Source organism: Streptomyces sp. col6, assembly GCF_008042035.1.
GTDB lineage: Bacteria > Actinomycetota > Actinomycetes > Streptomycetales > Streptomycetaceae > Streptomyces.
Genome location: NZ_RDBL01000006.1, coordinates 1,779,669 through 1,802,370 on the forward strand (window position 1 = coordinate 1,779,669; position 22,702 = coordinate 1,802,370).

25 protein-coding genes and 1 riboswitch are annotated in these 22,702 nt (G+C 71.3%); of the genes, 19 read left to right on the forward strand and 6 right to left on the reverse strand.

The genetic code is table 11. The annotated features are described in order from the left end of the window. Positions 1 to 357, reverse strand: coding sequence for a MerR family transcriptional regulator (locus EAO73_RS11910; protein ID WP_147971335.1), 357 nt, complete (start codon positions 355 to 357; stop codon positions 1 to 3). Between the two features lie 96 nt (positions 358 to 453). On the opposite strand from EAO73_RS11910, the gene EAO73_RS11915 reads away from it, so the two are divergent. Next, positions 454 to 900 (forward strand): hypothetical protein, encoded by a 447-nt coding sequence (locus EAO73_RS11915; RefSeq protein ID WP_147971336.1) that lies wholly within the window; start codon positions 454 to 456, stop codon positions 898 to 900. On the opposite strand, the gene EAO73_RS11920 is transcribed toward EAO73_RS11915, so the two are convergent. Continuing rightward, positions 872 to 1,648: a VOC family protein gene (locus EAO73_RS11920; RefSeq protein WP_191133998.1), complete on the reverse strand. Its 777-nt coding sequence runs from the start codon at positions 1,646 to 1,648 to the stop codon at positions 872 to 874. The two genes, EAO73_RS11915 and EAO73_RS11920, sit on opposite strands and share 29 nt — an antisense overlap. Before the next feature lie 230 nt (positions 1,649 to 1,878). Between EAO73_RS11920 and EAO73_RS11925 the strand changes: the two genes are divergently transcribed. Beyond that, positions 1,879 to 2,709, forward strand: a complete 831-nt coding sequence (locus EAO73_RS11925; protein ID WP_147971338.1) for a sulfurtransferase — start codon at positions 1,879 to 1,881, stop codon at positions 2,707 to 2,709. Positions 2,710 to 2,783: 74 nt separating this feature from the next. On the opposite strand, the gene sepH is transcribed toward EAO73_RS11925, so the two are convergent. Beyond that, the gene (sepH, locus tag EAO73_RS11930; protein ID WP_147971339.1) at positions 2,784 to 3,842 is read right to left on the reverse strand and encodes a septation protein SepH; all 1,059 of its coding nucleotides are present in this window, start codon (positions 3,840 to 3,842) and stop codon (positions 2,784 to 2,786) included. 494 nt (positions 3,843 to 4,336) lie between these two features. Between sepH and EAO73_RS11935 the strand changes: the two genes are divergently transcribed. Further along, complete coding sequence (locus EAO73_RS11935; protein WP_147971340.1) at positions 4,337 to 5,431, forward strand: hypothetical protein; 1,095 nt, start codon at positions 4,337 to 4,339, stop codon at positions 5,429 to 5,431. A gap of 7 nt (positions 5,432 to 5,438) precedes the next feature. Here the strand turns inward: EAO73_RS11935 and EAO73_RS11940 are convergent, their stop codons facing one another. Continuing rightward, positions 5,439 to 6,761 carry a D-arabinono-1,4-lactone oxidase gene (locus tag EAO73_RS11940; RefSeq protein ID WP_147971341.1) on the reverse strand — a complete coding sequence of 441 codons (1,323 nt, stop codon included), beginning with the start codon at positions 6,759 to 6,761 and terminating at the stop codon, positions 5,439 to 5,441. Between the two features lie 207 nt (positions 6,762 to 6,968). On the opposite strand from EAO73_RS11940, the gene EAO73_RS11945 reads away from it, so the two are divergent. Continuing rightward, positions 6,969 to 8,096, forward strand: coding sequence for a ferrochelatase (locus tag EAO73_RS11945; protein ID WP_147971342.1), 1,128 nt, complete (start codon positions 6,969 to 6,971; stop codon positions 8,094 to 8,096). Positions 8,097 to 8,165: 69 nt separating this feature from the next. Beyond that, complete coding sequence (locus tag EAO73_RS11950; RefSeq protein ID WP_147971528.1) at positions 8,166 to 8,975, forward strand: inositol monophosphatase family protein; 810 nt, start codon at positions 8,166 to 8,168, stop codon at positions 8,973 to 8,975. Between the two features lie 79 nt (positions 8,976 to 9,054). On the opposite strand, the gene EAO73_RS35875 is transcribed toward EAO73_RS11950, so the two are convergent. After that, complete coding sequence (locus tag EAO73_RS35875; RefSeq protein ID WP_191133999.1) at positions 9,055 to 9,231, reverse strand: hypothetical protein; 177 nt, start codon at positions 9,229 to 9,231, stop codon at positions 9,055 to 9,057. Between the two features lie 384 nt (positions 9,232 to 9,615). Here EAO73_RS35875 and EAO73_RS11955 point away from each other — a divergent pair, with 384 nt between their 5' ends. From EAO73_RS11955 to EAO73_RS11970, 4 genes are all read left to right on the forward strand, one after another. After that, the gene (locus tag EAO73_RS11955; protein WP_147971343.1) at positions 9,616 to 10,269 is read left to right on the forward strand and encodes a response regulator transcription factor; all 654 of its coding nucleotides are present in this window, start codon (positions 9,616 to 9,618) and stop codon (positions 10,267 to 10,269) included. Between the two features lie 5 nt (positions 10,270 to 10,274). Continuing rightward, on the forward strand, positions 10,275 to 11,507 hold the full coding sequence (locus EAO73_RS11960) for a sensor histidine kinase (RefSeq protein ID WP_147971344.1): 1,233 nt from the start codon (positions 10,275 to 10,277) through the stop codon (positions 11,505 to 11,507). A gap of 407 nt (positions 11,508 to 11,914) precedes the next feature. Continuing rightward, complete coding sequence (locus tag EAO73_RS11965) at positions 11,915 to 12,211, forward strand: DUF4193 domain-containing protein (protein ID WP_003965732.1); 297 nt, start codon at positions 11,915 to 11,917, stop codon at positions 12,209 to 12,211. Between the two features lie 12 nt (positions 12,212 to 12,223). After that, complete coding sequence (locus EAO73_RS11970) at positions 12,224 to 13,186, forward strand: hypothetical protein (RefSeq protein WP_191134000.1); 963 nt, start codon at positions 12,224 to 12,226, stop codon at positions 13,184 to 13,186. A gap of 15 nt (positions 13,187 to 13,201) precedes the next feature. On the opposite strand, the gene EAO73_RS11975 is transcribed toward EAO73_RS11970, so the two are convergent. Next, complete coding sequence (locus EAO73_RS11975; protein WP_147971345.1) at positions 13,202 to 13,660, reverse strand: DUF3093 domain-containing protein; 459 nt, start codon at positions 13,658 to 13,660, stop codon at positions 13,202 to 13,204. A 58-nt stretch (positions 13,661 to 13,718) separates the two neighbouring features. On the opposite strand from EAO73_RS11975, the gene EAO73_RS11980 reads away from it, so the two are divergent. The 10 genes from EAO73_RS11980 (at position 13,719) to EAO73_RS12020 (ending at position 22,642) form a co-directional block, all read left to right on the forward strand. Next, a complete protein-coding gene (locus EAO73_RS11980) occupies positions 13,719 to 14,303 on the forward strand; it encodes a PaaI family thioesterase (RefSeq protein ID WP_147971346.1) in 585 nt (194 codons plus the stop codon). Then, the gene (gene dut / locus EAO73_RS11985) at positions 14,303 to 14,836 is read left to right on the forward strand and encodes a dUTP diphosphatase (RefSeq protein WP_147971347.1); all 534 of its coding nucleotides are present in this window, start codon (positions 14,303 to 14,305) and stop codon (positions 14,834 to 14,836) included. Before EAO73_RS11980 ends, dut begins: the two co-directional genes overlap by 1 nt. A gap of 1 nt (position 14,837) precedes the next feature. After that, a complete protein-coding gene (locus tag EAO73_RS11990) occupies positions 14,838 to 15,602 on the forward strand; it encodes a DUF3710 domain-containing protein (protein WP_147971348.1) in 765 nt (254 codons plus the stop codon). Positions 15,603 to 15,756: 154 nt separating this feature from the next. After that, positions 15,757 to 15,930 (forward strand): hypothetical protein, encoded by a 174-nt coding sequence (locus EAO73_RS35880; RefSeq protein WP_191134027.1) that lies wholly within the window; start codon positions 15,757 to 15,759, stop codon positions 15,928 to 15,930. Next, positions 15,927 to 16,016, forward strand: a complete 90-nt coding sequence (gene kdpF, locus EAO73_RS11995) for a K(+)-transporting ATPase subunit F (protein ID WP_147971349.1) — start codon at positions 15,927 to 15,929, stop codon at positions 16,014 to 16,016. Before EAO73_RS35880 ends, kdpF begins: the two co-directional genes overlap by 4 nt. Positions 16,017 to 16,023: 7 nt before the next feature. Next, positions 16,024 to 17,688, forward strand: a complete 1,665-nt coding sequence (kdpA, locus tag EAO73_RS12000) for a potassium-transporting ATPase subunit KdpA (RefSeq protein WP_147971350.1) — start codon at positions 16,024 to 16,026, stop codon at positions 17,686 to 17,688. A 26-nt stretch (positions 17,689 to 17,714) separates the two neighbouring features. Then, a complete protein-coding gene (kdpB, locus tag EAO73_RS12005) occupies positions 17,715 to 19,811 on the forward strand; it encodes a potassium-transporting ATPase subunit KdpB (protein WP_412074577.1) in 2,097 nt (698 codons plus the stop codon). A gap of 6 nt (positions 19,812 to 19,817) precedes the next feature. After that, positions 19,818 to 20,495, forward strand: a complete 678-nt coding sequence (locus EAO73_RS12010; RefSeq protein ID WP_147971352.1) for a potassium-transporting ATPase subunit C — start codon at positions 19,818 to 19,820, stop codon at positions 20,493 to 20,495. A 108-nt stretch (positions 20,496 to 20,603) separates the two neighbouring features. Next, entirely contained in the window at positions 20,604 to 21,338 is a 735-nt protein-coding gene (locus tag EAO73_RS12015; RefSeq protein WP_147971353.1) for an ABC transporter ATP-binding protein, read from the forward strand. Between the two features lie 37 nt (positions 21,339 to 21,375). Beyond that, a riboswitch (ZMP/ZTP riboswitch) is annotated at positions 21,376 to 21,459 on the forward strand. A 31-nt stretch (positions 21,460 to 21,490) separates the two neighbouring features. Next, entirely contained in the window at positions 21,491 to 22,642 is a 1,152-nt protein-coding gene (locus EAO73_RS12020; protein WP_263576298.1) for a phosphoribosylaminoimidazolecarboxamide formyltransferase, read from the forward strand. The last annotated feature ends 60 nt before the right edge of the window (positions 22,643 to 22,702 follow it).

Sequence of the window (22,702 nt, forward strand, 5' to 3'; positions counted from 1 at the left end):
TCAGCCCGCCGCCCGCAGGGGGCAGCCCGAGCCGACGCGGGCCGTGAGGTCGGCCCGCAGCGCGGCGAGTTGGGCGGTGCGCGCGTCGATCGCCGCGATCTTCTCCTCGAACAGTGCGGACAGGGCCGCGGCACTGTCGGGTGCGTGGCGCAGTTCCTCACCGGTGCGCGCGATCTCCGCCAGCGAGAAGCCGAGCGCCTGCGCGGTACGGACGTACGCGAGCCACGGCACCGTCTCGGGCGGGAAGTCGCGGTAGCCGTTGGCCAGCCGCTGCCCGGTGATCAGCCCGGTCCGCTCGTAGAAGCGGAGGGCGTCCCTGGTCAGCCCCGTCTGCGCGGCCAGCTCCCCGATACGCACGGCTCCCACCCCTTGGGCTCGCGGACTTGACCTTGGACAGTACTCCACTGTTTACGGTCGGGGGCGTCCGTCCAGGAAGCAGGCAGGAGCCCCGCCGTGATCCGTACCGTCGCCCCCTCACACCCCGCCTATCCGCGTTTCGTGCGCGCGAGCGCGTGGTACGACCTCGTCGTCACCGTGGGTTTCGCCACCCCGTGGACGTACAGGCTGGTGCACAGCGCGCTGTCCCGGCTCGGCGAAGAGATCGGGGCGGGCGCGCTGCCCGCCCTCGACCCGATACAAACCCTGTACGCGAACCTGATGGGTTCGGTGGTGGTCGTCTGGGCGCTCCTGCGGCTCCTGCGGCCGCTGCCGGTGCACGGCCTGTACGACGGCTTCGCGCGCACGCTGTTCGCCGTATGGCAGGCGTACGCGCTGGCCCACGGAGCCCCGTACTGGCTCTGGCTGTTCCTGGTGGCCGAAGTGGCGTTCGGCGTCGTCCAGCTCGGGCCCTGGCGGTGGGAGCGGAGCGTGGTCAGCCCTTCGCCGACCGCTGGATCGTGAACACCGCGCCCTCCGGGTCCGCGACCGTCGCGACTCTGCCGCTCGGGCCCTCTCTCGGCGGGCTGAGGACGTGACCGCCCAGCTCCGCCACCCGCTGCGCGGCCTCGTCGGTGTCGGCCACCTCGAAGTACGTCATCCAGTGCGGCCCCCGGTCGCGCAGCAGGGCATGGCCGACGCCGTGCAGGGAGGCCACCGGACGGCCCTGGAGATGCAGGGTCTGGTAGTCGAAGTCCGCCGAGACGACGGCCTTGGGCTCGTAGCCGAAGACCGCCTGGTAGAACTTGGCGACCGTCGACGTCTCCCGGGTGACCAGCTCGTTCCAGACCGGGGTGCCGGGCTGCCCGGCCAGCGTGGTGCCGATGTGCGCGGCGGCCTGCCAGATGCCGAAGACGGCCCCGCCCGGGTCGGACGCGATGGCCATGCGGCCCGCCTCGCCCGCGTCGAGCGGCCCGACGCCGACCGTGCCGCCGCAGGCCCGGATCGCCTCCGCCGTCTGGTCCGCGTCGTCGGTGGCCAGGTAGGTCGTCCAGGCGATCGGGAGATGCCGGTCCGGCGGCAGCTGACCGATGCCCGCCACCTCCTTCCCGTCGATCAGCGCCCGTACATACGGGCCGAGCTGCTCGGGGCCGGGGCCGAACTCCCAGCCGAACAGCTCGGCGTAGAAGTTCTGGGTCGTGCGCAGGCCGTGCACGATCAGGCTCACCCAGCAAGGTGTTCCGGGTGTACGCCGAGCGGCAGCCTCGGTCATCGTCACTCTCCTCGGACCATCGTGGTGGCCGTACGGGAAATCGGGGCCGACGCGCCGTGGTGCGGTGCGAGTGGTGTGCGCCCCGTGCAGATGCTTGCACCACCGGGCGCGGTATGCGCTCCGGCCGCGCCGTCCATTCCGGGATCTCGCCACAGGCGGCCCGGTTTGTCGTGGTATGGCGGCTTCACTGTTGTTACGGAGGGCCGGGCGTCTGCGCGAGGATGGCACGCATGAAGCCCATCATCTCCGTTTCCGAATGTGTGAGCGAACTGGCGGGGCCGCGTCCGCCGGTGCTCCTGGACGTACGTTGGCAGCTGGGCGGCCCGAACGGGCGGCCCGACTACGAGGCGGGGCACATCCCCGGCGCGGTCTACGTGGACCTCGACACGGAGCTCGCCGGTCCGGCGGGTGCCGGCGGCCGTCACCCGCTGCCGGACCCGGCGGAGTTCGGGGCCGCGATGCGCCGCGCGGGGGTCCGCGGGGACGCACCGGTCGTGGTCTACGACGGCGGCCAGGGCTGGGCGGCTGCGCGCGCCTGGTGGCTGCTGCGCTGGGCGGGGCACCGGGACGTCCGGGTGCTGGACGGCGGGCTCGCGGCCTGGACGGGGGAGCTGTCGAAGGAGACCCCCGACCCTGCCGAGGGTGACTTCGTGCCCGCGCCGGGCGCGCTGCCGCTGCTCGACGCGGACGGAGCCGCGGCCCTGGCCCGTTCGGGCGTCCTGCTCGACGCGCGGGCGGCCGAGCGCTACCGGGGCGATGTGGAGCCCATCGACCGGGTCGGCGGCCACATCCCGGGCGCCCTCTCCGCCCCGACCGGCGAGAACATGGACGCGGACGGACGCTTCCTGAGCCCCGACCGCCTGGCCGCCCGGTTCGCCGGCCTCGGCGTCGGCGGCGACACGGCGGAGGTCGGCGTCTACTGCGGTTCGGGCGTCTCCGGGGCCCAGCAGGTGCTGGCACTGGAACTCGCCGGGCACCGGGCGGCCCTCTACGCGGGCTCCTGGTCCGAGTGGTCCGCCGACGAGTCGCGCCCGGTCGCCACCGGACCCGACCCCCGGTAACGGAACGCCGTCGCACGACGCGCAGGGGCCCGTACGCGTTCGCGTACGGGCCCCTGCCATGCCGGCGGGTCCTTCTAATCCTGCTTCTTGCGGCGCGTGCCGAAGACGATCTCGTCCCAGCTGGGCACCGCCGCACGGCGTCCCGGCCGGACCCCGTCCGCCTCGGCCTGCCGGTCCGTCGTCCCGGTCAGCCGGTCGCGATGGCCCGCGACCGCGCGCGGCATCAGGACGTCCGCGTACGCGGAGCCCGCGCCCGCCGACGCGGCCGGCGGCTCCTCGGCCTCCGGTTCCCGCTCCGCCGGCTCGATCGCCGGCGGCTCGGGCGGCGAAGGCCGCTCCGGTACGACCATGTCACCGCGGAAGCTCGGGACCGCCTCCAGCAGACTGGTGAGCGAATCGCGCTCGCTCGCCGTCACCCCGCTGATCCGCTCCTCCGGCTCCGGGGGCGGCGGCGGGGCCGGGCGCTCGATCTGCCGGTCCAGCGCGCGGTCCAGCGGCCGGTCGCGCGGCAGCCGGGCGATCCGGGGGACGAACGGGAAGCTGGGCTCGGGCGCGGCGACCTCGTCCGTCTCGCCGATCAGCGAACGCGCCTCGTCGTCGACGGCCTGGACCAGCCGACGCGGCGGGTCGTACGTCCAGCTCGCCGAGTGCGGCTCACCGGCGACCCGGTACACCAGGAGGACCTCCCAGGTGCCGTCGTCGCGGCGCCACGAGTCCCACTGGACGGTCTCCTTGTCGGCGCCGCGCAGCAGCAGCCGCTCCTGCACCGCCTCGCCGAGCTGGGGGCCGGTGTTCTCGCCGGGACGGCGCACGGGAGTCTTCCGGGCCCGCTCGGCCATGAAGGCGCGCTCCGCGAGCACGGGGCCCTCGAAGCGGCGGACACGGTCGACGGGGATCCCGGCGAACTGGGCGACCTCCTCCGCGGAGGCGCCGGCTCGTATCCGGGCCTGGATGTCGCGGGGGCGGAGGTGGCTCTCCACCTCGATCTCGATCTGGCCGAGCCGGGCGCGGTCGTTGCGCACGGCGGCTCGCAGCCGCTCGTCGATCGGAAGCGTGTACTCCGTGCTGTCCGCAGCCTTGAGCACCAGTCGTGTGCCGTCGTTGGAGACGGCCACGACACGCAGTTCGGGCATGGGGACCTCCCGGGTGGTGCCTGCCGACGTCACGTGCGTCGCTGCTTCCGCTAGTCGAGTGTGGCCTGCCCGGGTGCAGCCTGCCACAACATTGCCGTGTTGCCCGGCGTGTCGGGCGTGAGCCCTTGATCGCCGGTATGCCACGGTAGCCTTTACGCAACGCAAAGTGACGGATGGTCACTCCGTGTAGCAGGCCGCCGTGCGATGCCGTGCGCCGCCGGATCGAGTGCCTCCTTCGGCCCCCTCCCGAGGGTTCCGGACGCCGCGTGGGTGTCCGGCCCCAGGGCTCGCCACAGTACTCCATTCGGGCCATGTGGGTGGACCGCCGCGCCGTCGAAGTTCTCGTCGGTTGCGGGAGTTGACCTACCCCTCCAGACGCCGCCCGCTCATGATCCGTGTCGTGCTTCACACAATCCGCGCAACCGGAACTTTCGGCTTCGCTCACGTGTCCCTAGTTGGTGCAGGGTGGGAGAGATGTCAATCAAGGGCTGGAAATGGTGCAGAAGCCGGAAAGCGACACAGAACCCAAGGAGAGGCGGATCGATCTGAGCCTGCCCCAGGTGGCGGGCAGTGCTGTCGCGGCGGTGGCGGCGGCCGTGGCGGCTTCCCAACTCGGTGTGTACGGGACGATCGCCGGCGCGGGTGTCATGAGTGTCGTGGCCACCTGCGGCGGCTCGGTGTTCCAGCACTTCTTCCGCCGTACGGGGGAGCAGATCCGCGAGGTCACCGTCCAGGTGAAGCACCCGGACCGCGAGGTGACCGTCCATACCCGCGAGACCGGTCCCCGGCAGCCGGCCCGGACCTCCCGGGAGAGGACCGCGCTGCTGGGAGCGGCGGACGACGCCACCACGGTGCTGCGACGCGCGGACGCGGGTGCGGACGAGACGACGGTGCTGCGCCGCGTGGACGCGGGTGCGGACCGGCCGACGGTGCCGCGCCGCGTGGATGAGACGACGGTCCTGCGCCGCGTCGACGCGGGAGGGGACGAGACGGCCCCCCTGCGCCGTGCGGACGCCGGCGGGACGGTGTTCCTGCCGCGCCAGGACGGCCGGGACGCCACGACCGTCCTGCGGCAGGTGCCGGACGAGGAGTTCTCCGACGCGACCACGCACGGCACCCGGGTACGGGGCTGGAAGCGGTCGGCCATCGGCGCGGCGGTGGTCTTCGCGGTCTCGATGGCCGGCATCACCACGTACGAACTGATCTCGGGCGGTGATCTGAGCGGCGGCCACGGGACGACCGTGGGCTCCGTCGTACGCGGTGAGCGCGATGCCGGGCCTTCCGCGCCCGAGCCCGCCGAAACCACCGGCCCCGGCCGGGACGCCACGGACCCCGCCCAGCGGGACGACGGCACGGCGACGCCCGGCACGGACGGTCGGGACGACAACGGCACCGCCCCGCAGCCGGACCGGAGCGGCGCTCCCACCGAGGGGACGACACCCCCGCCCCCCTCGGACCCGGCGGGCGGCGCGGTCGAGCCGTCGCCCACGCCCACCCCGAGCACCACGGACGGCGGCGAGAGCACGGCGCCCGACCCGACGGCCAGCGACGGCGCCCCGGCGCCGGCCGGAACCGGCACGGGAGAGTGAGGCCGGGTCAGTCGCCCAGCACCCGGCGCAGGTAGTCGTTGCCGAACAGACGGTCCGGGTCGAGCCGGTCCCGTACGGCCGTGAACTCGCCGAAGCGCGGATACACCCCGGAGAGGTACGCGGCGTCCCGTGTGTTGATCTTTCCCCAATGGGGACGGCCGCCGTGCGCGGTCATGATCCGCTCCACCGCCGTGAAGTACGCCTGGTACGGCGTGCCCCGGTACATGTGGACGGCGATGTACGCGCTCTCCCGGCCCGAGGCCGTGGAGAGCGCGATGTCGTCGGCGGGTGCGGTGCGCACCTCCACCGGGAAGCTGACGCGCAGCGGCGAGCGGTCGACCATCGCCCGCACCTCGCGCAGCGCCTCCACGGCCGCTTCGCGCGGCAGCGCGTACTCCATCTCCACGAACCGGACCCGGCGCGGGCTGGTGAACACCTTGTACGGGATGTCGGTGTACGTACGCGCCGACAGGGCGCGGCTGGAGATCCTGGCGATCGAGGGGATCGTGGCGGGGACGGCCCGGCCCAGCGAGCAGGCGACCTGGAAGACGCCGTTGGACAGCAGTTCGTCGTCGATCCAGCCGCTGACCTTGCCGGGAGGGGCGGCGGGGCCGGCGCTGCGGTTGTTGCGCTTGGTGTTGCAGTTCCCGGTGTGCGGGAACCAGTAGAACTCGAAGTGCTCGTTCTCGGCCACGAGCTGATCGAAGTCGGCCGTCACCTGGTCGAAGCCCATCGGCTCCTCGCGGGCGGTCAGCAGGAAGACCGGCTCCACGGCGAAGGTGATCGCGGTGATGACGCCCAGGGCGCCGAGCCCGATCCGCGCCACCGCGAACACGTCGGCGTTCTCGGTCTCCGAGCAGGTCAGGACCGTGCCGTCCGCGGTGACCAGCTCCAGGGCGCGTATCTGCGCGGATATGGACGCCGAGTCACGGCCGGTGCCGTGCGTCCCGGTGGAGGTGGCCCCGGCGACCGTCTGTTCCATGATGTCGCCCATGTTGGTGAGCGAGAGGCCCTCGCGGGCGAGCGCGGTGTTGAGCCGCTTCAGCGGGGTGCCCGCCTCGACCGTCACCGTCATCGCCTTGCGGTCGATCTCGCGGATGCCCGTCAGCAGATCGGGCCGGATCAGCACCCCGTCGGTGGCCGCGGTCGCCGTGAACGAGTGACCGGTACCGGCCGGCTTCACCCGCAGCCCGTCCTCGGACGCCCTGCGCAGCACCTCCGCCAGCTCGTCCACCGAGGCGGGGGACACGGTCCTGGCCGGCCGGGCCGTGACGTTCCCCGCCCAGTTGCGCCACGGGCTCGTCGCCGTCCGTGCGTAGGTCTCGGTCATCTTCCCCGCGCCCTTCCCTAGGAACCGGCCCACCCAGCCGGTGCTTCCCCCGCACGGAAACCACGGGTTACCGGCCGGTTGGAGGGGGATCATACTCACGGTTCTCGCATATGCATCCCCCTCCCGCCGCCCGTGGGGGCCCGGCCGCGCGCTCCGGTACGGATGTCGGTGGGACCGGCCCCGGGCGCGGGTGGCAGGATCGAGGGCATGTCCGATCTGCGCGATCCCGCTCCCTACGACGCCCTGCTCCTGCTCTCCTTCGGCGGCCCCGAAGGCCCCGACGACGTGGTTCCGTTCCTCGCGAACGTGACCCGCGGCCGGGGCATCCCCGAGGAACGGCTCAAGGAGGTCGGCAAGCACTACTTCCTGTTCGGGGGCGTCAGCCCGATCAACGCCCAGAACAGGGCCCTGCTCGACGCGCTGCGCAAGGACTTCGCCGGACACGGACTGGACCTGCCCGTCTACTGGGGCAACCGCAACTGGGCTCCCTACCTCACCGACACGCTCCGCGAGATGGTCACCGACGGGCACCGCCGCATCGCCGTCCTGGCCACCAGCGCCTACGCCTCGTACTCCGGCTGCCGGCAGTACCGCGAGAACCTCGCGGAGTCCCTGGCAGCCCTGGAGGCCGAGGGTCTTCCCGTTCCGCGCGTGGACAAACTGCGGCACTACTTCAACCACCCCGGCTTCGTGGAGCCCATGGTGGAGGGCGTCCTCGCCTCCCTGGCGGACCTGCCCGACGACGTGCGTCCCGGCGCGCACCTGGCCTTCACCACGCACTCCATCCCGACGACGGCTGCCGACACCTCAGGGCCCGTGGAGACGCACGGGGACGGCGGCGCGTACGTCGCCGAGCACCTGGACACCGCCCGGCTGATCGTCGACGCGGTGCGCGAGCGGACCGGTACGGCGTACCCCTGGCGTCTCGTCTACCAGTCGCGCAGCGGCGCCCCGCACATCCCGTGGCTGGAGCCCGACATCTGCGACCACCTCGAAGCCCTCCACGGCGACGGTGTCCCCGCCGTCGTGATGGCGCCCATCGGGTTCGTCTCGGACCACATGGAGGTCCTCTACGACCTCGACACCGAGGCGACGGCCAAGGCCGCCGAGCTGGGCCTGCCGGTGCGGCGCTCCGCGACGGTCGGTGCCGATCCCCGGTTCGCCGCCGCCGTGCGCGACCTGGTCCTGGAGCGGGCCGCCGCCGAACAGGGCCGCCATCCGCAGCGCTGCGCCCTCGGAGCTCTCGGTCCGAGCCACGACCTCTGCCCGGTGGGCTGCTGCCCGGCCCGTGCCCCCAAGCCCGCCGCCGCGGGAGCCGACAGCCCCTACGCGTAAGCCCTCGCCCTTCCCCGTCCGACCCCCTCTCAACCTCTAGGGAGCGCCGTGACCGAAACCGACCACTCAGTGGAGACCCTGCTCGACCTCGCCAGGGAGGCCGCGCGACGCGCCGGCCGCCTGCTGCGCGACGGGCGTCCGGCGGGACTGGGCGTGGCCGCGACCAAGTCCAGCCCGGTCGATGTCGTCACCGAGATGGACATCGCCGCAGAGAAGCTGATCACCGAGTACCTGATCGAGCGCCGTCCCCTCGACGGCTACCTGGGCGAGGAGAGCGGTACGACCGCCGAGGGCAGCACGGGCGTGCGCTGGGTCATCGACCCGCTCGACGGCACGGTGAACTATCTCTACGGGCTGCCGTCCTGGTCCGTCTCCATCGGCGTCGAGCTGCACGGCGAGCGGGTCGCCGGTGTGGTGGAGGCCCCGATGCGCGGCGAGACGTACTTCGCACGCCGCGGCCACGGCGCCTTCGTCACCGGCGGGCCCTACGGGGACGAGCACGTCCGGCTGCGGTGCAGGCCCACCGCCCCGCTCGCCGAGGCGCTGGTGGCCACGGGCTTCAACTACGTCGCCGACGTCCGGACGCACCAGGCCGAGGTGGCCCGCGAGCTGATCCCGCAGGTACGGGACATCCGGCGGGGCGGCTCCGCGGCCATCGACCTCTGCGATGTGGCCGCGGGCCGGCTCGACGGTTACTTCGAGCGCGGACTGCACCCGTGGGACCTCACCGCGGGCGACCTCATCGCCCGGGAGGCGGGCGCCCTCACCGGCGGGCGCCCCGGCCGGCCGGCCGACGGGGACCTGACGGTGGCCGCGTCCCCGGGCGTCTTCGAACCGCTCCAGGCCCTGCTGGAGGAGCTGGGGGCCTGGCACGACTGACGTCGGCCCCGGGACCGCCCTGACCGAGCAGAAGGGCCCCGCAGCCGCCGTACGGCGGCTGCGGGGCCCTTCTGCTCGGTCAGGCGTTCGTCGTCGTGCCGATGCGTACACCGTGCTCGGCGGCGAGGCGATGAAGGTCGTCGAGCTCGCTCTGCTCGACGTCCGCGAGGAAGTCGTCGCCCGTCTCTCGGGCCTTCGTGAGGTCGTCCTCGGTGGTCTTGATGCGTTGCAGCAGACCTGCGGTGAAAGCGTCCATGAAGCGCCCCCTCATCGTGGGTCGGTGGCACGGGGGTGTGCCCGGGTTTCCCTCCGCCGAAGCGGTAGGGCGGGTGATCACGCACTCTCCGGGGGACGGAGGGGCCTGTGACAACGCCACATGGGAAGACGTGATCTCGGGTGTGAATGCGTCCTCCCCCGCCCGAAGCTCAGAGAAACCTCAACTGGCCCGGAAATCCCGTTGTTTCCCTGAAGCCGCAGGTCGGACCGCACCGTCTTACCGCCGGTTTATACGTGATACGGGCAGGATGGAGCCGCACGAGGTGTGCCGGGGCATGCCCGCGGCACGGGCGGCCGGGCCGTTCCGGACGCTCTGGGGCCCCGTGGTGAAGATCGCTTGCGAAGTTCTAAGGAAGGAAGCGCCGTGCGCGTACTCGTCGTGGAGGACGAGCAGCTGCTCGCCGATGCGGTGGCCACCGGATTGCGCCGCGAGGCCATGGCCGTCGATGTCGTGTACGACGGAGCCGCGGCCGTGGAGCGCATCGAGGTCAACGACTACGACGTCGTGGTGCTCGACCGCGACCTCCCCCTGGTCCACGGTGACGACGTGTGCCGCCGGATCGTCGAGCTGGGCATGCCGACCCGGGTCCTCATGCTCACCGCGTCCGGAGACGTCAGCGACCGGGTGGAGGGCCTGGAGCTGGGCGCCGACGACTATCTGCCCAAGCCCTTCGCGTTCAGCGAGCTGACCGCCCGGGTGCGGGCCCTCGGCCGGCGTACGACCGTCGCCCTGCCGCCCGTCCTGGAGCGGGCCGGGATCAAGCTCGACCCCAACCGCCGCGAGGTGTTCCGTGGCGAGCAGGAGGTCCAGCTCGCCCCCAAGGAGTTCGCCGTCCTGGAGGTCCTGATGCGCAGCGAGGGCGCCGTCGTCTCGGCCGAGCAGCTGCTGGAGAAGGCCTGGGACGAGAACACCGACCCGTTCACCAACGTCGTCCGGGTGACCGTGATGACCCTGCGCCGCAAACTCGGCGAGCCCCCGGTGATCGTCACCGTGCCCGGCTCCGGTTACCGGATCTGAGGCCGGTGCCCGCCACCCCGCCGCCCATGGCGGCGCCCCCCAAACCCACCTGGGAGCCCAAACAGCAGGAGCCCCCCTACCCCTGGCTGCGCCCGACCATCCGGATACGGCTCACGCTGCTGTACGGCGGCATGTTCCTGATCGCGGGCATCCTGCTGCTGTCGATCATCTACATGCTGGCCGCCCAGGCCATGCATGTGGGCAGTGAGCTGCCGTTCAAGGTCGTCAGCGGCAAGGTGACCAGCGAGGTCTGCACCCTGCCGGAGAACGCGTCGGCCGAGACCTTCAACGCCGCGATGAACTCCTGCGTCAACCACCAGCGCCAGCAGGCACTGGACACGCTGCTCAACCGGTCACTGCTCGCACTGGTGGGCCTCAGCGTCATCGCCTTCGCCTTCGGCTACGCCATGGCGGGACGGGTGCTCTCGCCGCTGGGCAGGATCACCCGCATCGCCCGTACGGTCGCCGGTACGGACCTGGCCCGCCGCATCGAGCTGGACGGGCCCGACGACGAGCTGAAGGAGCTCGCCGACACCTTCGACGACATGCTGGACCGGCTGGAGCGGGCCTTCACCGCACAGCAGCGGTTCGTCGGGAACGCGTCGCACGAGCTGCGCACCCCCCTGGCGATCAACCGCACGCTGCTGGAGGTGCATCTCTCCGACCCCGAGGCGCCCCCCGAGCTCCAGCAGCTGGGCAAGACGCTGCTGGCCACCAACGAGCGCAGCGAGCAGCTCGTGGAGGGCCTGCTGCTGCTCGCCCGCAGTGACAACCAGATCGTGGAGCGCAAACCCGTCGATCTGGCCGAGGTGGCCTCCCGGGCGCTGGACCAGGCCCGGGGCGAGGCCGAGGCCAAGCACGTGGAGATGCGCGCCTCGCTGGCCCCGGCGGTCGTCCAGGGCAACGGAGTCCTGCTGGAGCGGATCGCGCTGAACCTCGTCCAGAACGCGGTGCGCTACAACGTCCCGGCGGACGGCTGGGTCGAGGTCACCACGGAGCTCATGCCGGGGCAGGCCCTGATGGTCGTCACGAACACCGGACCCGTGGTCCCCGCCTACGAGATCGACAACCTCTTCGAGCCGTTCAGACGGCTGCGTACGGAGCGGACGGGCAGCGACAAGGGGGTCGGGCTCGGCCTGTCGATCGCGCGGTCCGTCGCCCGCGCCCACGGCGGCCGTATCATCGCCGAGCCCCGTGAGGGCGGTGGTCTTGTGATGCGTGTCTCACTGCCCGTCTGAACGGCGGGAGAAGAGGTTCGCGCACTGATTATTTTTTGTTCGCTTTGAGCGGAATTTTCGGGACCTGATCCGGAAGAGACCGTGTGTGATCGATCACAAGAGCGAATATCTCCCTGTCCACGCTCCGTGACCAGGGAACTCACCGGAATCCCGGCGAAACGCCGGGTTTTCGGGGGTAGACATCACGGGAAGTACACGGGGTGGTGCCTGTAAAGGGCGCCGCCGGGACCGTGTACGGTCCCCATCGCCACCCAAGCCGATCACTCCCGAGCGGTCCTTTTGGGTGTCGATTGAGTAACAGACCTTGATGTGAGGCAAAATCTCCGCCTCAGGTCGGGCACAAGTCCGGCCTCTCACGCGTTACGAGCGCTGAGACACCGCAGACACCCAGAGGGGGAGAGCGCGACATGGCAACGGATTACGACACCCCACGCAAGACCGACGACGACGTCGATCAGGACAGCCTTGAAGAGCTGAAGGCGCGCCGGAGCGACAAGACGGCGTCCGCCGTCGACGTCGACGAGTTCGACGCGGCCGAGGGACTGGAGCTGCCCGGCGCAGACCTGTCCAACGAGGAGCTGGCCGTACGGGTCCTGCCCAAGCAGGCCGATGAGTTCACCTGCATGAGCTGCTTCCTCGTGCACCACCGCAGCCAGCTGGCCCGCGAGAAGAACGGCCAGCCGATCTGCCGCGACTGCGACTGAGACCGGTCGGCCGTGGCAGGGGACACACCGTTCCACAAGCGGCGCCCCTGGGGCAGGAAGTCGTCCGGGGAGCACCAGGGCGGTACAGGCCCGGCAGAAGGCGCTCAGGCGCCTGCCGAGCGGTCCGCCCTGCCACTCTCGCCGGACGGACAGGACGACGAGCGAGGCCTGCAGGCCTCGCTCGAAGCGGCCGAAGCAGCAGTGGAGGCAGCCCGTGAGGCTGCCGGAGCCGGCGCGGCCTATGGGGCCGGAGAAGCCGGCAGGACGGAGCCCGTGACCGGGGCAGGCCGTCTGGATTCAGTGAAACGGGGCGTACGCAAGGGCGGGGAGAGCGCCAAGGCAGCGATCGGTCATATCGCCGACCTGATCATCCACATCGCTCCCCGCGTCCCTGTGCGCGACCTCGCCACCCTGCGCAAGCACTTTCCCGGCCTCGGGCCGGAGGAGATCGCCGACCGGCTCGTCGCGGGCGCGAGCCGCGCGACCGCCACGGTCGGCGCCGGAATCGGCGCGGCGGCCATGATGCCCGTGCCGCCCGCCATGTTCGCGGAGCTGGCGGCCGAGATCACCGGCGTCGCCGCGATCGAGATGAAGCTCGTCGCCGAACTGCACGAGCTCTACGGGCGCCGCCCTCCGGGCAACATCGGCCGGCGCTCCACCGCCTACCTCACCGCCTGGACCGAGGAACGCGGCATCGAGGTCACCCGCCCGGCCTCGGTCGACGCGGCACTGAGCGGCCGGATGAAGCGCGAACTGCGCCGGCAGATCATGAAACGGACCGTGCGCGACCTGCCGAGCCTGATCCCGTTCATGATCGGCGCCGCGGTCGGCGCCTCCATGAACCGTCGCGACACCAGAAAGCTCGCCGAACGGGTCAGGAAGGACCTCCGCGAGAAGCAGATCCCCTGGGACCGCCTGCCCGAGCTGCCCCCGCTGGAACAGCCCGAGCTGCCCTCCCGCGAGAGCCCGGCATGATCCGAACGAAAGGCCCTAGGCCCGGACCGCCGCCTTCAGCGCCGCCACCAGCGCCTGCGGGTCGCGGGTCGACAGATAGACGTACGGGGTCGGGTCCTCGGGGTCGGTGACCTCCACCCGCACCGCCGTCGGGATGTAGCTGCGCAGCAGCATGAAGGCCCGTGTGTCCGCCTTGTACGTGCGCCAGGCGCGCGCCTCCTCGGCGTCCAGCACCTCGGCCTCGCCGAGCGCCGATACCGGAATCCGCGCGTCGCCCGCGACGAGCGCACCCGCCACCACACGGATGCGCGCGGAGCCGTACGCACTCACCGCCACCGCCGACAGGACCGTGCCGCCGGCGAGGCCGGCGAGCAGCGGCAGGGTTCCCAGCGGCAGCAGCATCAGCGCGCACGCGATGCCGATGAGGACGGCGATCAGCCACCACGAACGGGGAGCGGTGAGGCGTTCGTCGAACGGCGGGGTGGAAGGCTGCATGGTTCCAAGCTTGGCACGGCGCGACCGGCGGGTACCCGCGCGGGTAAGGTCTGCGCCTGTGAGTGGAACATCTGCGGCTCTGACGCCCCCGGCCGACGCGGTGAAACCGGTCCGGCACCCCGACGCCCCGGCCCCCGGCGAACTCCTCGGCGCGCACTACGAACACTGCTTCGGCTGCGGCTCCGGACAGCCCCACGGGCTGCACCTCCAGGCGCGGGCCGAGGAAGGTGTCCGGGTGACCGCGGAGTTCACCGTGAAGGCCGCCCACCAGGGCGCCCCGGGCCTGGCGCACGGCGGGGTGCTGGCCACCGCGCTGGACGAGACGCTCGGCTCGCTGAACTGGCTGCTGCGGGTCATCGCGGTGACCGGACGGCTGGAGACCGACTTCGTGCGGCCCGTCCCCGTCGACACCGTGCTGTTCCTCGACGCCGAGATCACCGCCGTGCACGGGCGCAAGCTCTACTCCCGGGCGACCGGCCGGATCGGCGGGCCGGACGGGCCCGTGGCGGTGCGGGCCGAGGCCCTGTTCATCGAGGTCAAGGTCGACCACTTCATCGACAACGGCCGCCCGGCCGAGATCCAGGCCGCGATGGCCGATCCGGACCAGATCAAGCGCGCCCGCGCCTTCGAGGTGAACCCCTGATGCGCCACCCCGTCGACGTCCTGATCCGCCGGGTCGACCCGGACGTTCCGCTCCCGGCCTACGGGCACCCCGGTGACGCCGGCGCCGACCTCGTGACGACCGAGGCCGCCGAGCTGGCTCCGGGGGAGCGGGCCGTCCTGCCCACCGGGGTTTCGATCGCGCTGCCCGACGGGTACGCCGCGTTCGTGCACCCACGATCCGGTCTCGCCGCCCGCTGCGGAGTCGCCCTGGTGAATGCCCCGGGGACGGTCGATGCCGGGTACCGTGGAGAGATCAAGGTGATCGTCATCAATCTCGACCCGCGCGAGTCCGTGCGGTTCGAGCGGTTCGACCGGATTGCCCAACTGGTCGTGCAGCAGGTCGAGAAGGTGCGCTTCCACGAGGTGTCGGAGCTTCCCGGCTCGGCGCGGGCCGAAGGGGGCTTCGGGTCGACCGGCGGTCATGCCGCCGTTGATGTTGATGGCGTCCGGGGCGGGGTTCCCCAGGGCGGGAACAGCTACGCTTCGGTCGAATCCGACCGGGAAGGACAGTGACGTGTTCGGACGTCGCAAGAACAGTGGTTCCGCCGATGACACGGCGGACGAGGCGCGCGAGGCCGAGCAGGTCGTCGACGAGCAGGGTGACACCGAGGGCACCGCACGCCGGACGAACCTTCCGCCGGCACCGCGCCCGGACGGCCCGTGGGACATCAGCGAGGTGTCCCAGCCCGGCGACGGCCGGGTGGACCTGGGAGGCGTCTTCGTGCCCGGTGTCGAGGGCATGGAGCTGCGCGTGGAGGTCGCCGGTGACGCGATCGTCGCGGCCACCGTCGTGCTGCGCGACAGCGCGATCCAGCTGCAGGCCTTCGCCGCCCCCAAGAAGGAGGGCATCTGGGGCGAGGTCCGCGAGGAGATCGCCTCCGGCATCACCCAGCAGGGCGGCATCATCGACGAGGTCGAGGGCCCGCTGGGCTGGGAGCTGCGCGCGCAGGTCCCCGTACAGCTCCCCGACGGGACGAACGGCGTGCAGCTGGTGCGCTTCGTCGGTGTCGACGGCCCGCGCTGGTTCCTGCGCGGAGTGATCTCCGGCCAGGGCGCCGTGCAGCCGGAGGCCGCCGGGCTGCTGGAGACGGTCTTCCGGGACACCGTGGTCGTCCGCGGCGAGGGCCCGATGGCCCCCCGCGACCCGATCGTCCTCAAGCTCCCCAACGACGCCCAGATGGTCCCCGAGGGCGTGCAGCAGGAGGAGCAGGAGGGCTCGAAGTTCTCCGGCGGCATGGCCGGGCTGCAGCGCGGTCCCGAGATCACCGAGGTGCGCTGACCCGCACCCCGTAGGCACCGGCCGGTGGCCCGTACCCCCTTCGAGGGGTACGGGCCACCGGCTTCTGTGCGTCCGGGGGCGGGCACGGGGCAGAGCCCGTAAGGGGCGCGTATCGGGCACGTACAGGCGCCGTCAAGGCTGTGTCCCTCCCCGTATGGAAGCCATCAATGCAGGTCACGGCGGTGCGGGAGCGGGGTTTGCTCAAGAGGTCCGAGAAAATCCGCACCTCATCCAGGAGCACCCGATGGCCGACCTGGCCTTCGTCGTCACCACGATCGCGGTCTTCGCGCTGGTGGCTCTCATCGCCAAGGGGGTGACGAAGCTGTGACTGCCGAAAACGTGGCCGGCCTCGTCGTGGCCGTAGCCCTGCTGGGCTATCTCGTCCTCGCCCTTCTGTACCCGGAGAGGTTCTGAGCCCGATATGAGCCCCGTCCTCGCCGGCGTGCTCCAGGTACTCGCGCTCGTCGTGGCGCTGGGTCTGGCGTACCGCCCGCTCGGTGACTACATGGCCGGCGTCTATTCCTCTCCGAAGCATCTGCGGGTGGAGAAGTGGATATACAAGGCCATAGGCGCCAACCCGGACACGCAGATGCGCTGGCCCGCCTATCTGCGCGGTGTTCTCGCCTTCTCCGCCGTGAGCGTCCTCTTCCTGTATCTGCTGCAGCGGCTCCAGGGCTCGCTGCCCGGTTCGCTCGGCTTCGCCTCGATCGATCCGGACCAGGCGTTCAACACGGCGGCCTCGTTCGTCGCCAACACCAACTGGCAGTCGTACTACGGCGAGCAGGCCATGGGCCACGTCGTGCAGACCGGCGGCCTCGCGGTGCAGAACTTCGTGTCGGCCTCCGTCGGCATCGCCGTCGCGGTGGCACTCGTCCGGGGGTTCTCCGCCGTCCGCAGCGGTGAACTCGGCAACTTCTGGTCCGACCTGGTGCGCGGCACCGTGCGGATCCTGGTGCCGATCGCGGTGATCGGCGCGCTCGTGCTGGTCGCCTGCGGAGCGATCCAGAACTTCTCCGGCATCCACGAGGTCGGCCGGTTCACGGGCGGCTCGCAGCAGTGGAACGGCGGTGCGGTCGCCTCGCAGGAGGCCATCAAGGAGCTGGGCACGAACGGTGGCGGCTACTTCAACGCCAACTCGGCCCATCCCTTCGAGAACCCCAACGGGCTCTCCAACCTCTTCGAGATCTTCCTGATCCTCGTCATTCCCTTCGCCCTGACGCGCACCTTCGGCCGCATGGCCGGCTCGCTCAAGCAGGGGTACGCGATCCTCGCGACGATGGGCGTCATCTGGCTCGGATTCACCGCGCTGATGATGTGGACCGAATTCGCCCACCACGGCCCCGCGTTCGACATCGCGGGCGGGGCGATGGAGGGCAAGGAGAACCGTTTCGGAGTCGGCGGCTCCTCCATCTTCGCGGTGGCCACCACCCTCACGTCGACCGGTGCGGTGAACTCGTTCCACTCCTCGTTCACCGGCCTCGGCGGCGGCATCACGATGCTCGGCATGCAGCTCGGGGAGATCGCACCGGGCGGCACCGGCTCCGGTCTCTACGGGATGCTGATCATGGCGGTCATCGCGGTGTTCATCGCCGGTCTGATGGTCGGCCGTACGCCCGAGTACCTGGGGCAGAAGATCGGCACCCGCGAGATCAAGCTCGCCGCCTGCTACATCCTCATCACACCGGCCCTGGTGCTCTGCTTCACCGCCGTCGCGATGGCCCTGCCCACCCCGGGCAACTCGATGACCAACTCGGGCGCACACGGCTTCTCGGAGATCCTCTACGCCTACACCTCCGGCGCCAACAACAACGGCTCGGCGTTCGCCGGGCTCAACGCGGACACCCAGTGGTTCAACACCACGATCGGGCTCGCGATGCTGCTGGGCCGGTTCCTGCCCATGGTGTTCGTCCTGGCGCTGGCCGGCTCGCTCGCCGAGCAGCGGCCCGTACCCGCCACCGCCGGCACCCTCGGCACGCACAAACCGCTCTTCAGCGGACTGCTGGTCGCCACCATCATGATCATCGCCGGTCTCACCTACTTCCCGGCCCTCGCGCTGGGGCCGCTGGCCGAGGGGCTGGCGTCATGACCCTCCGTACGAAGCAAGAGGACGCGATGTCCACAGTCACTCCGGCCCGCGCACCGCACGAGGACGCACCGGCCGGGTCCGCTCCCGAAGGGCGCGTCGGCGCCGGACTGTTCGACCCCCGGATGCTGATCGCCTCTTTCCCCGACGCGATACGCAAGCTCGACCCACGGATCATGGTCAAGTCGCCGGTGATGTTCGTGGTGCTGGTGGGTTCGGTGCTCACCACCGTGCTCGCCGTGCTGGACCCGACCGACTGGTTCGGCTGGGCCATCACGGTCTGGCTGTGGCTCACGACGATCTTCGCCAACCTGGCGGAGGCGGTCGCCGAGGGCCGCGGCAAGGCCCAGGCCGACACCCTGCGCAAGGCCAAGACCAACACCGTCGCCCGCCGGATCACCGGCACGAACGAGGAACGGATTCCCGGCACCGAACTGCGCATCGGCGATCTGGTCGTCTGCGAGGCCGGCGACATCATCCCCGGCGACGGAGATGTCGTCGAGGGCGTCGCCAGCGTGGACGAGTCCGCGATCACCGGCGAATCGGCCCCGGTCATCCGGGAGTCCGGCGGCGACCGCAGCGCCGTCACCGGTGGTACGAAGGTGCTCTCCGACCGCATCGTCATCAAGATCACCACCAAGCCCGGCGAGACGTTCATCGACCGGATGATCGCCCTGGTCGAGGGCGCGGCCCGGCAGAAGACACCCAACGAGATCGCCCTGAACATCCTCCTGGCGTCCCTCACCATCGTGTTCCTGCTGGCCGTCGTCACCCTGCAGCCCTTCGCGATCTACGCGGGCAGCGAGCAGTCCATGATCGTGCTGGCGGCGCTCCTGGTCTGCCTGATCCCGACCACCATCGGCGCGCTCCTCTCCGCCATCGGCATCGCCGGCATGGACCGGCTCGTGCAGCGCAACGTCCTCGCCATGTCCGGGCGCGCAGTCGAGGCGGCGGGCGATGTCTCGACGCTGCTGCTGGACAAGACCGGCACCATCACCCTCGGCAACCGCCAGGCCGCCGAGTTCCTCCCCGTGGCGGGTGTGACAGCGGCCGAACTGGCGGACGCCGCCCAGCTGTCCTCGCTGGCCGACGAAACCCCCGAGGGCCGGTCCGTGGTGATTCTCGCCAAGGAGAAGTACGGCCTGCGCGAGCGTCACCAGGGCGAACTCGCCCACGCCGAGTGGGTGGCGTTCACCGCCCAGACCCGCATGTCCGGTGTGGACGTCGGTGGACGCAAGGTCCGCAAGGGCGCGAGCGGATCGGTCGTCGCCTGGGTGAAGGAGCAGGGCGGCAGCGTCTCAGCCGATGCGCAGGCGCTCACCGACCGCATCGCCGAGGCCGGCGGCACCCCGCTGCTGGTCGCCCGCCGGGACGCGGACGGTGCCCGGGTCCTGGGTGTCATCCACCTCAAGGACGTCGTCAAGGAGGGCATGCGGGAGCGGTTCGACGAACTGCGCCGGATGGGCATCCGTACGGTGATGATCACCGGCGACAACCCGCTCACCGCGAAGGCCATCGCCCAGGAGGCGGGCGTCGACGACTTCCTGGCCGAGGCCACCCCCGAGGACAAGATGGCCCTCATCAGGCGGGAGCAGGCCGGCGGCAAGCTCGTCGCGATGACCGGCGACGGCACGAACGACGCGCCGGCGCTCGCCCAGGCCGATGTCGGCGTGGCCATGAACACCGGAACCTCGGCCGCCAAGGAGGCCGGGAACATGGTGGACCTGGACTCCAACCCGACCAAGCTCATCGAGATCGTGGAGATCGGCAAACAGCTCCTGATCACCCGCGGCGCCCTCACCACGTTCTCCATCGCCAACGATGTCGCGAAGTACTTCGCGATCATTCCCGCGATGTTCGCCGTGGTCCACCCGGGCCTGGACAAGCTCAACATCATGGACCTGTCCTCACCGCGGTCCGCGATCCTGTCCGCCGTGATCTTCAACGCGCTGATCATCGTCGCGCTGGTCCCGCTCGCCCTCAAGGGCGTCCGCTACCGGCCCAGCGGCGCCGACTCGATGCTCCGGCGCAACCTCGGCGTCTACGGACTCGGCGGCCTGATCGCCCCGTTCATCGGCATCAAGATCATCGACCTGATCATCTCCCTCATCCCCGGAATCGGCTGACCTGCCATGAACAACTCCGTAGGAAACTCCGCCCGGCTGCTCTGGGCCGGACTGCGCGCCCTGCTCGTCCTCACCCTGGTCTGCGGCGTCATCTACCCGCTCGCCGTCACCGGGATCGCCCAGGGACTGATGCCCGGCCACGCCAACGGCTCCGAGATCACCTCCCGCGGCAAGGTCGTCGGCTCCGAACTCATCGGCCAGCGCTACGACCTCCCCCTCAAGAAGGGCCAGGACACCCCGGCCCCCGACCTCAAGTGGTTCCAGCCCCGCCCCTCCAACGGCCTCGGCACCAACAGCGTCAACACCCAGTACTCCCTGATCCTCTCCGGCGCGACCAACCGCTCCGGCGACAACAAGGAACTCATCGACTGGGTCACCGCCGCCAAGGCCGACGTCGTCAAGGACAACTCCGTCCCCGGCCACCCCGTCAGCCCCTCCCAGGTCCCCGCCGACGCCGTCACCTCCTCCGGGTCCGGCCTCGACCCCGACATCTCCCCGGCCTACGCCGACCTCCAGGTCAACCGCGTCGCGGCACGCAACCACCTCGACGCCGCCCAGGTCCAGAAGCTCGTCGACCGGCACACCGACGGCCGCATCCTCGGCTTCGTCGGCGAACCCCGCGTCAACGTCCTCCAGCTCAACATCGCGCTCAAGGACCTCGTCCACAAGGCCGGAACGCGCTGAACACCCCGAATGCCCGGGTCCGGCCGCTACGGCCCGACCCGGGCATTGCCCGACCCCGTGCCGCATGCACATACTGGCGGCCGACAGGACCGACATACGGGGAGCGACATGACCGAGAGCACTGCCGCCACGGGCACCGGCAGAGAGGGCGGCACGACCGTCGCCGAACGGCCGATGGTCCGGATCGAGGACCTGCACCGCTCCTACGGCTCCGGGGCAGGCGCCGTGCACGCGCTGCGCGGCGTCTCCTTCGAGGTGCCGCGCGGTGAGCTCGTCGCGCTCAAGGGGCGCTCCGGCTCCGGCAAGACGACCCTCCTCAACCTGGTCGGCGGCCTCGACACCCCCGACAGCGGCCGGATCATCGTGGACGGCACCGACCTCTCCTCGCTCGGCGAGAACGGGCTCCTGGAACTGCGCAGGGACCGCGTCGGCTTCATCTTCCAGTCGTTCGGCCTGCTCCCCATCCTGACGGCCGCGGAGAACGTCGGCGTCCCCCTGCGGCTGCGCAAGGCCGACCCGCACGAGCGCGAGGAGCGCGTGTCGCTGATGCTCTCCCTCGTCGGCCTCGCCGACCACGCCGCGCAGCGCCCCGGCGAGCTCTCCGGCGGCCAGCAGCAGCGCGTCGCCATCGCCCGCGCGCTCGCCAACCGGCCCGCCCTGCTGATCGCCGACGAGCCGACCGGACAGCTGGACGCGGAGACCGGCCTCGCGGTGATGGAGCTGCTGCGCGCCGTCGTCCACAGCGAGGGTGTCACCGCGCTCGTCGCCACCCACGACGCCCAGCTGCTCGGCCTCGCCGACCGCGTCCTGGAGCTCAGCGACGGGCACATCATCGAGCACTGACAGGGGAGTTGGCGGTGCTGCGCCGGGTTCCCTAGAATCGTCGCGTCGTGACTGGCGAAGGTGGATCACCACCGGGGAGCGACCCTCCACGGAGGAGCCGCCGACCGCCTGGGCGCTCCGTCGGCCCGCCCGACCAGGAGTGCCCTGTGCGCATGCGTTACGGAATGAATCCCCAGCAGGCCGCTGCCGAAGCCGCTCCCGTACATCCGGGGCGTCCGCCGCTGAAGGTGCTGGCCGGCACCCCGTCCTACATCAACTGGCTGGACGCCCTGAACGCCTGGCAGCTCGTCCGCGAGGCGGCCGCCGTACTCGGTGTGCCGGCCGCGACCTCGTTCAAGCACGTCTCGCCCGCCGGGGCGGCACTCGCCGGTCCGGTGGACGAGGCCGTCGCACGCCTCCACGGCGTCGATCCCGCCACCGTCGGACCGCTGACCAGCGCCTACCTGCGGGCCCGGGACGGCGACCCCAAGTCGTCGTACGGGGACTTCGCCGCGGTCTCGCACGAGGTCGACGCCGAACTGGCCGAGCTGCTCGGCCGGGTCGTCTGCGACGGGATCGTCGCGCCCGGGTACGCGCCGGGCGTGGCCGGCACACTGAGCCGGAAGAAGAACGGCACCTTCCTCGTCATGGAGGCCGACCCGGACTTCACCGCCCCTGCCGCCGAGTCCCGTGAGGTCTTCGGACTCCGGCTGTCCCAGGAGCGCGACCCCGTACCCGTGTCGGACAAGGTGATCGCGGACGTCGTGTCCGGCGAGGTGCCGGCAGCCTCCCGCCGGGACCTGCTGCTCGGGCTCGTGGTGCTGCGCCGCACCCAGTCCAACGCGGTGTGCTACCTCAAGGACGGCATGGCCCTCGGAATCGGCGCGGGTCAGCAGTCCCGGGTGGACTGCACCCGGCTGGCCGGAGCCAAGACGGACACCTGGTGGCTCCGCAGGCATCCGCTGGTGCGCGATCTCGCCTTTCGCACGGGCATCCGCCGCCAGGAACGGATCAACTGGCAGATCCGGCTCGTCGAGGGAGACCTGACGGCCGGCGAGCTGGACCGCTGCCGGGAGGCACTCGGCGGTGAACCGCCCGAGCTGGATGCGGCGCTGCGCACCGAATGGCTCGGCCGGCTCACGGGGGTCTCCTTCGTGTCGGACGGTTCGCTGCCGTTCCGGGACAACGTCGACCACGCCCGGCGCCACGGAGTGACGTGCATCGCGGAGCCCGGCGGCTCCATCCGGTCCGACGAGGTCGCAGAGGCCTGCCGCGCCCACGGGATCGCCCTGGCGCGCACCGGCCTGCGGCTCTTCCACCACTGACGACGGCCCCGCCCGCCCCGGCCGGAGCACCCCGGCCGGGCTTCTCCCCGGAGGCATCAG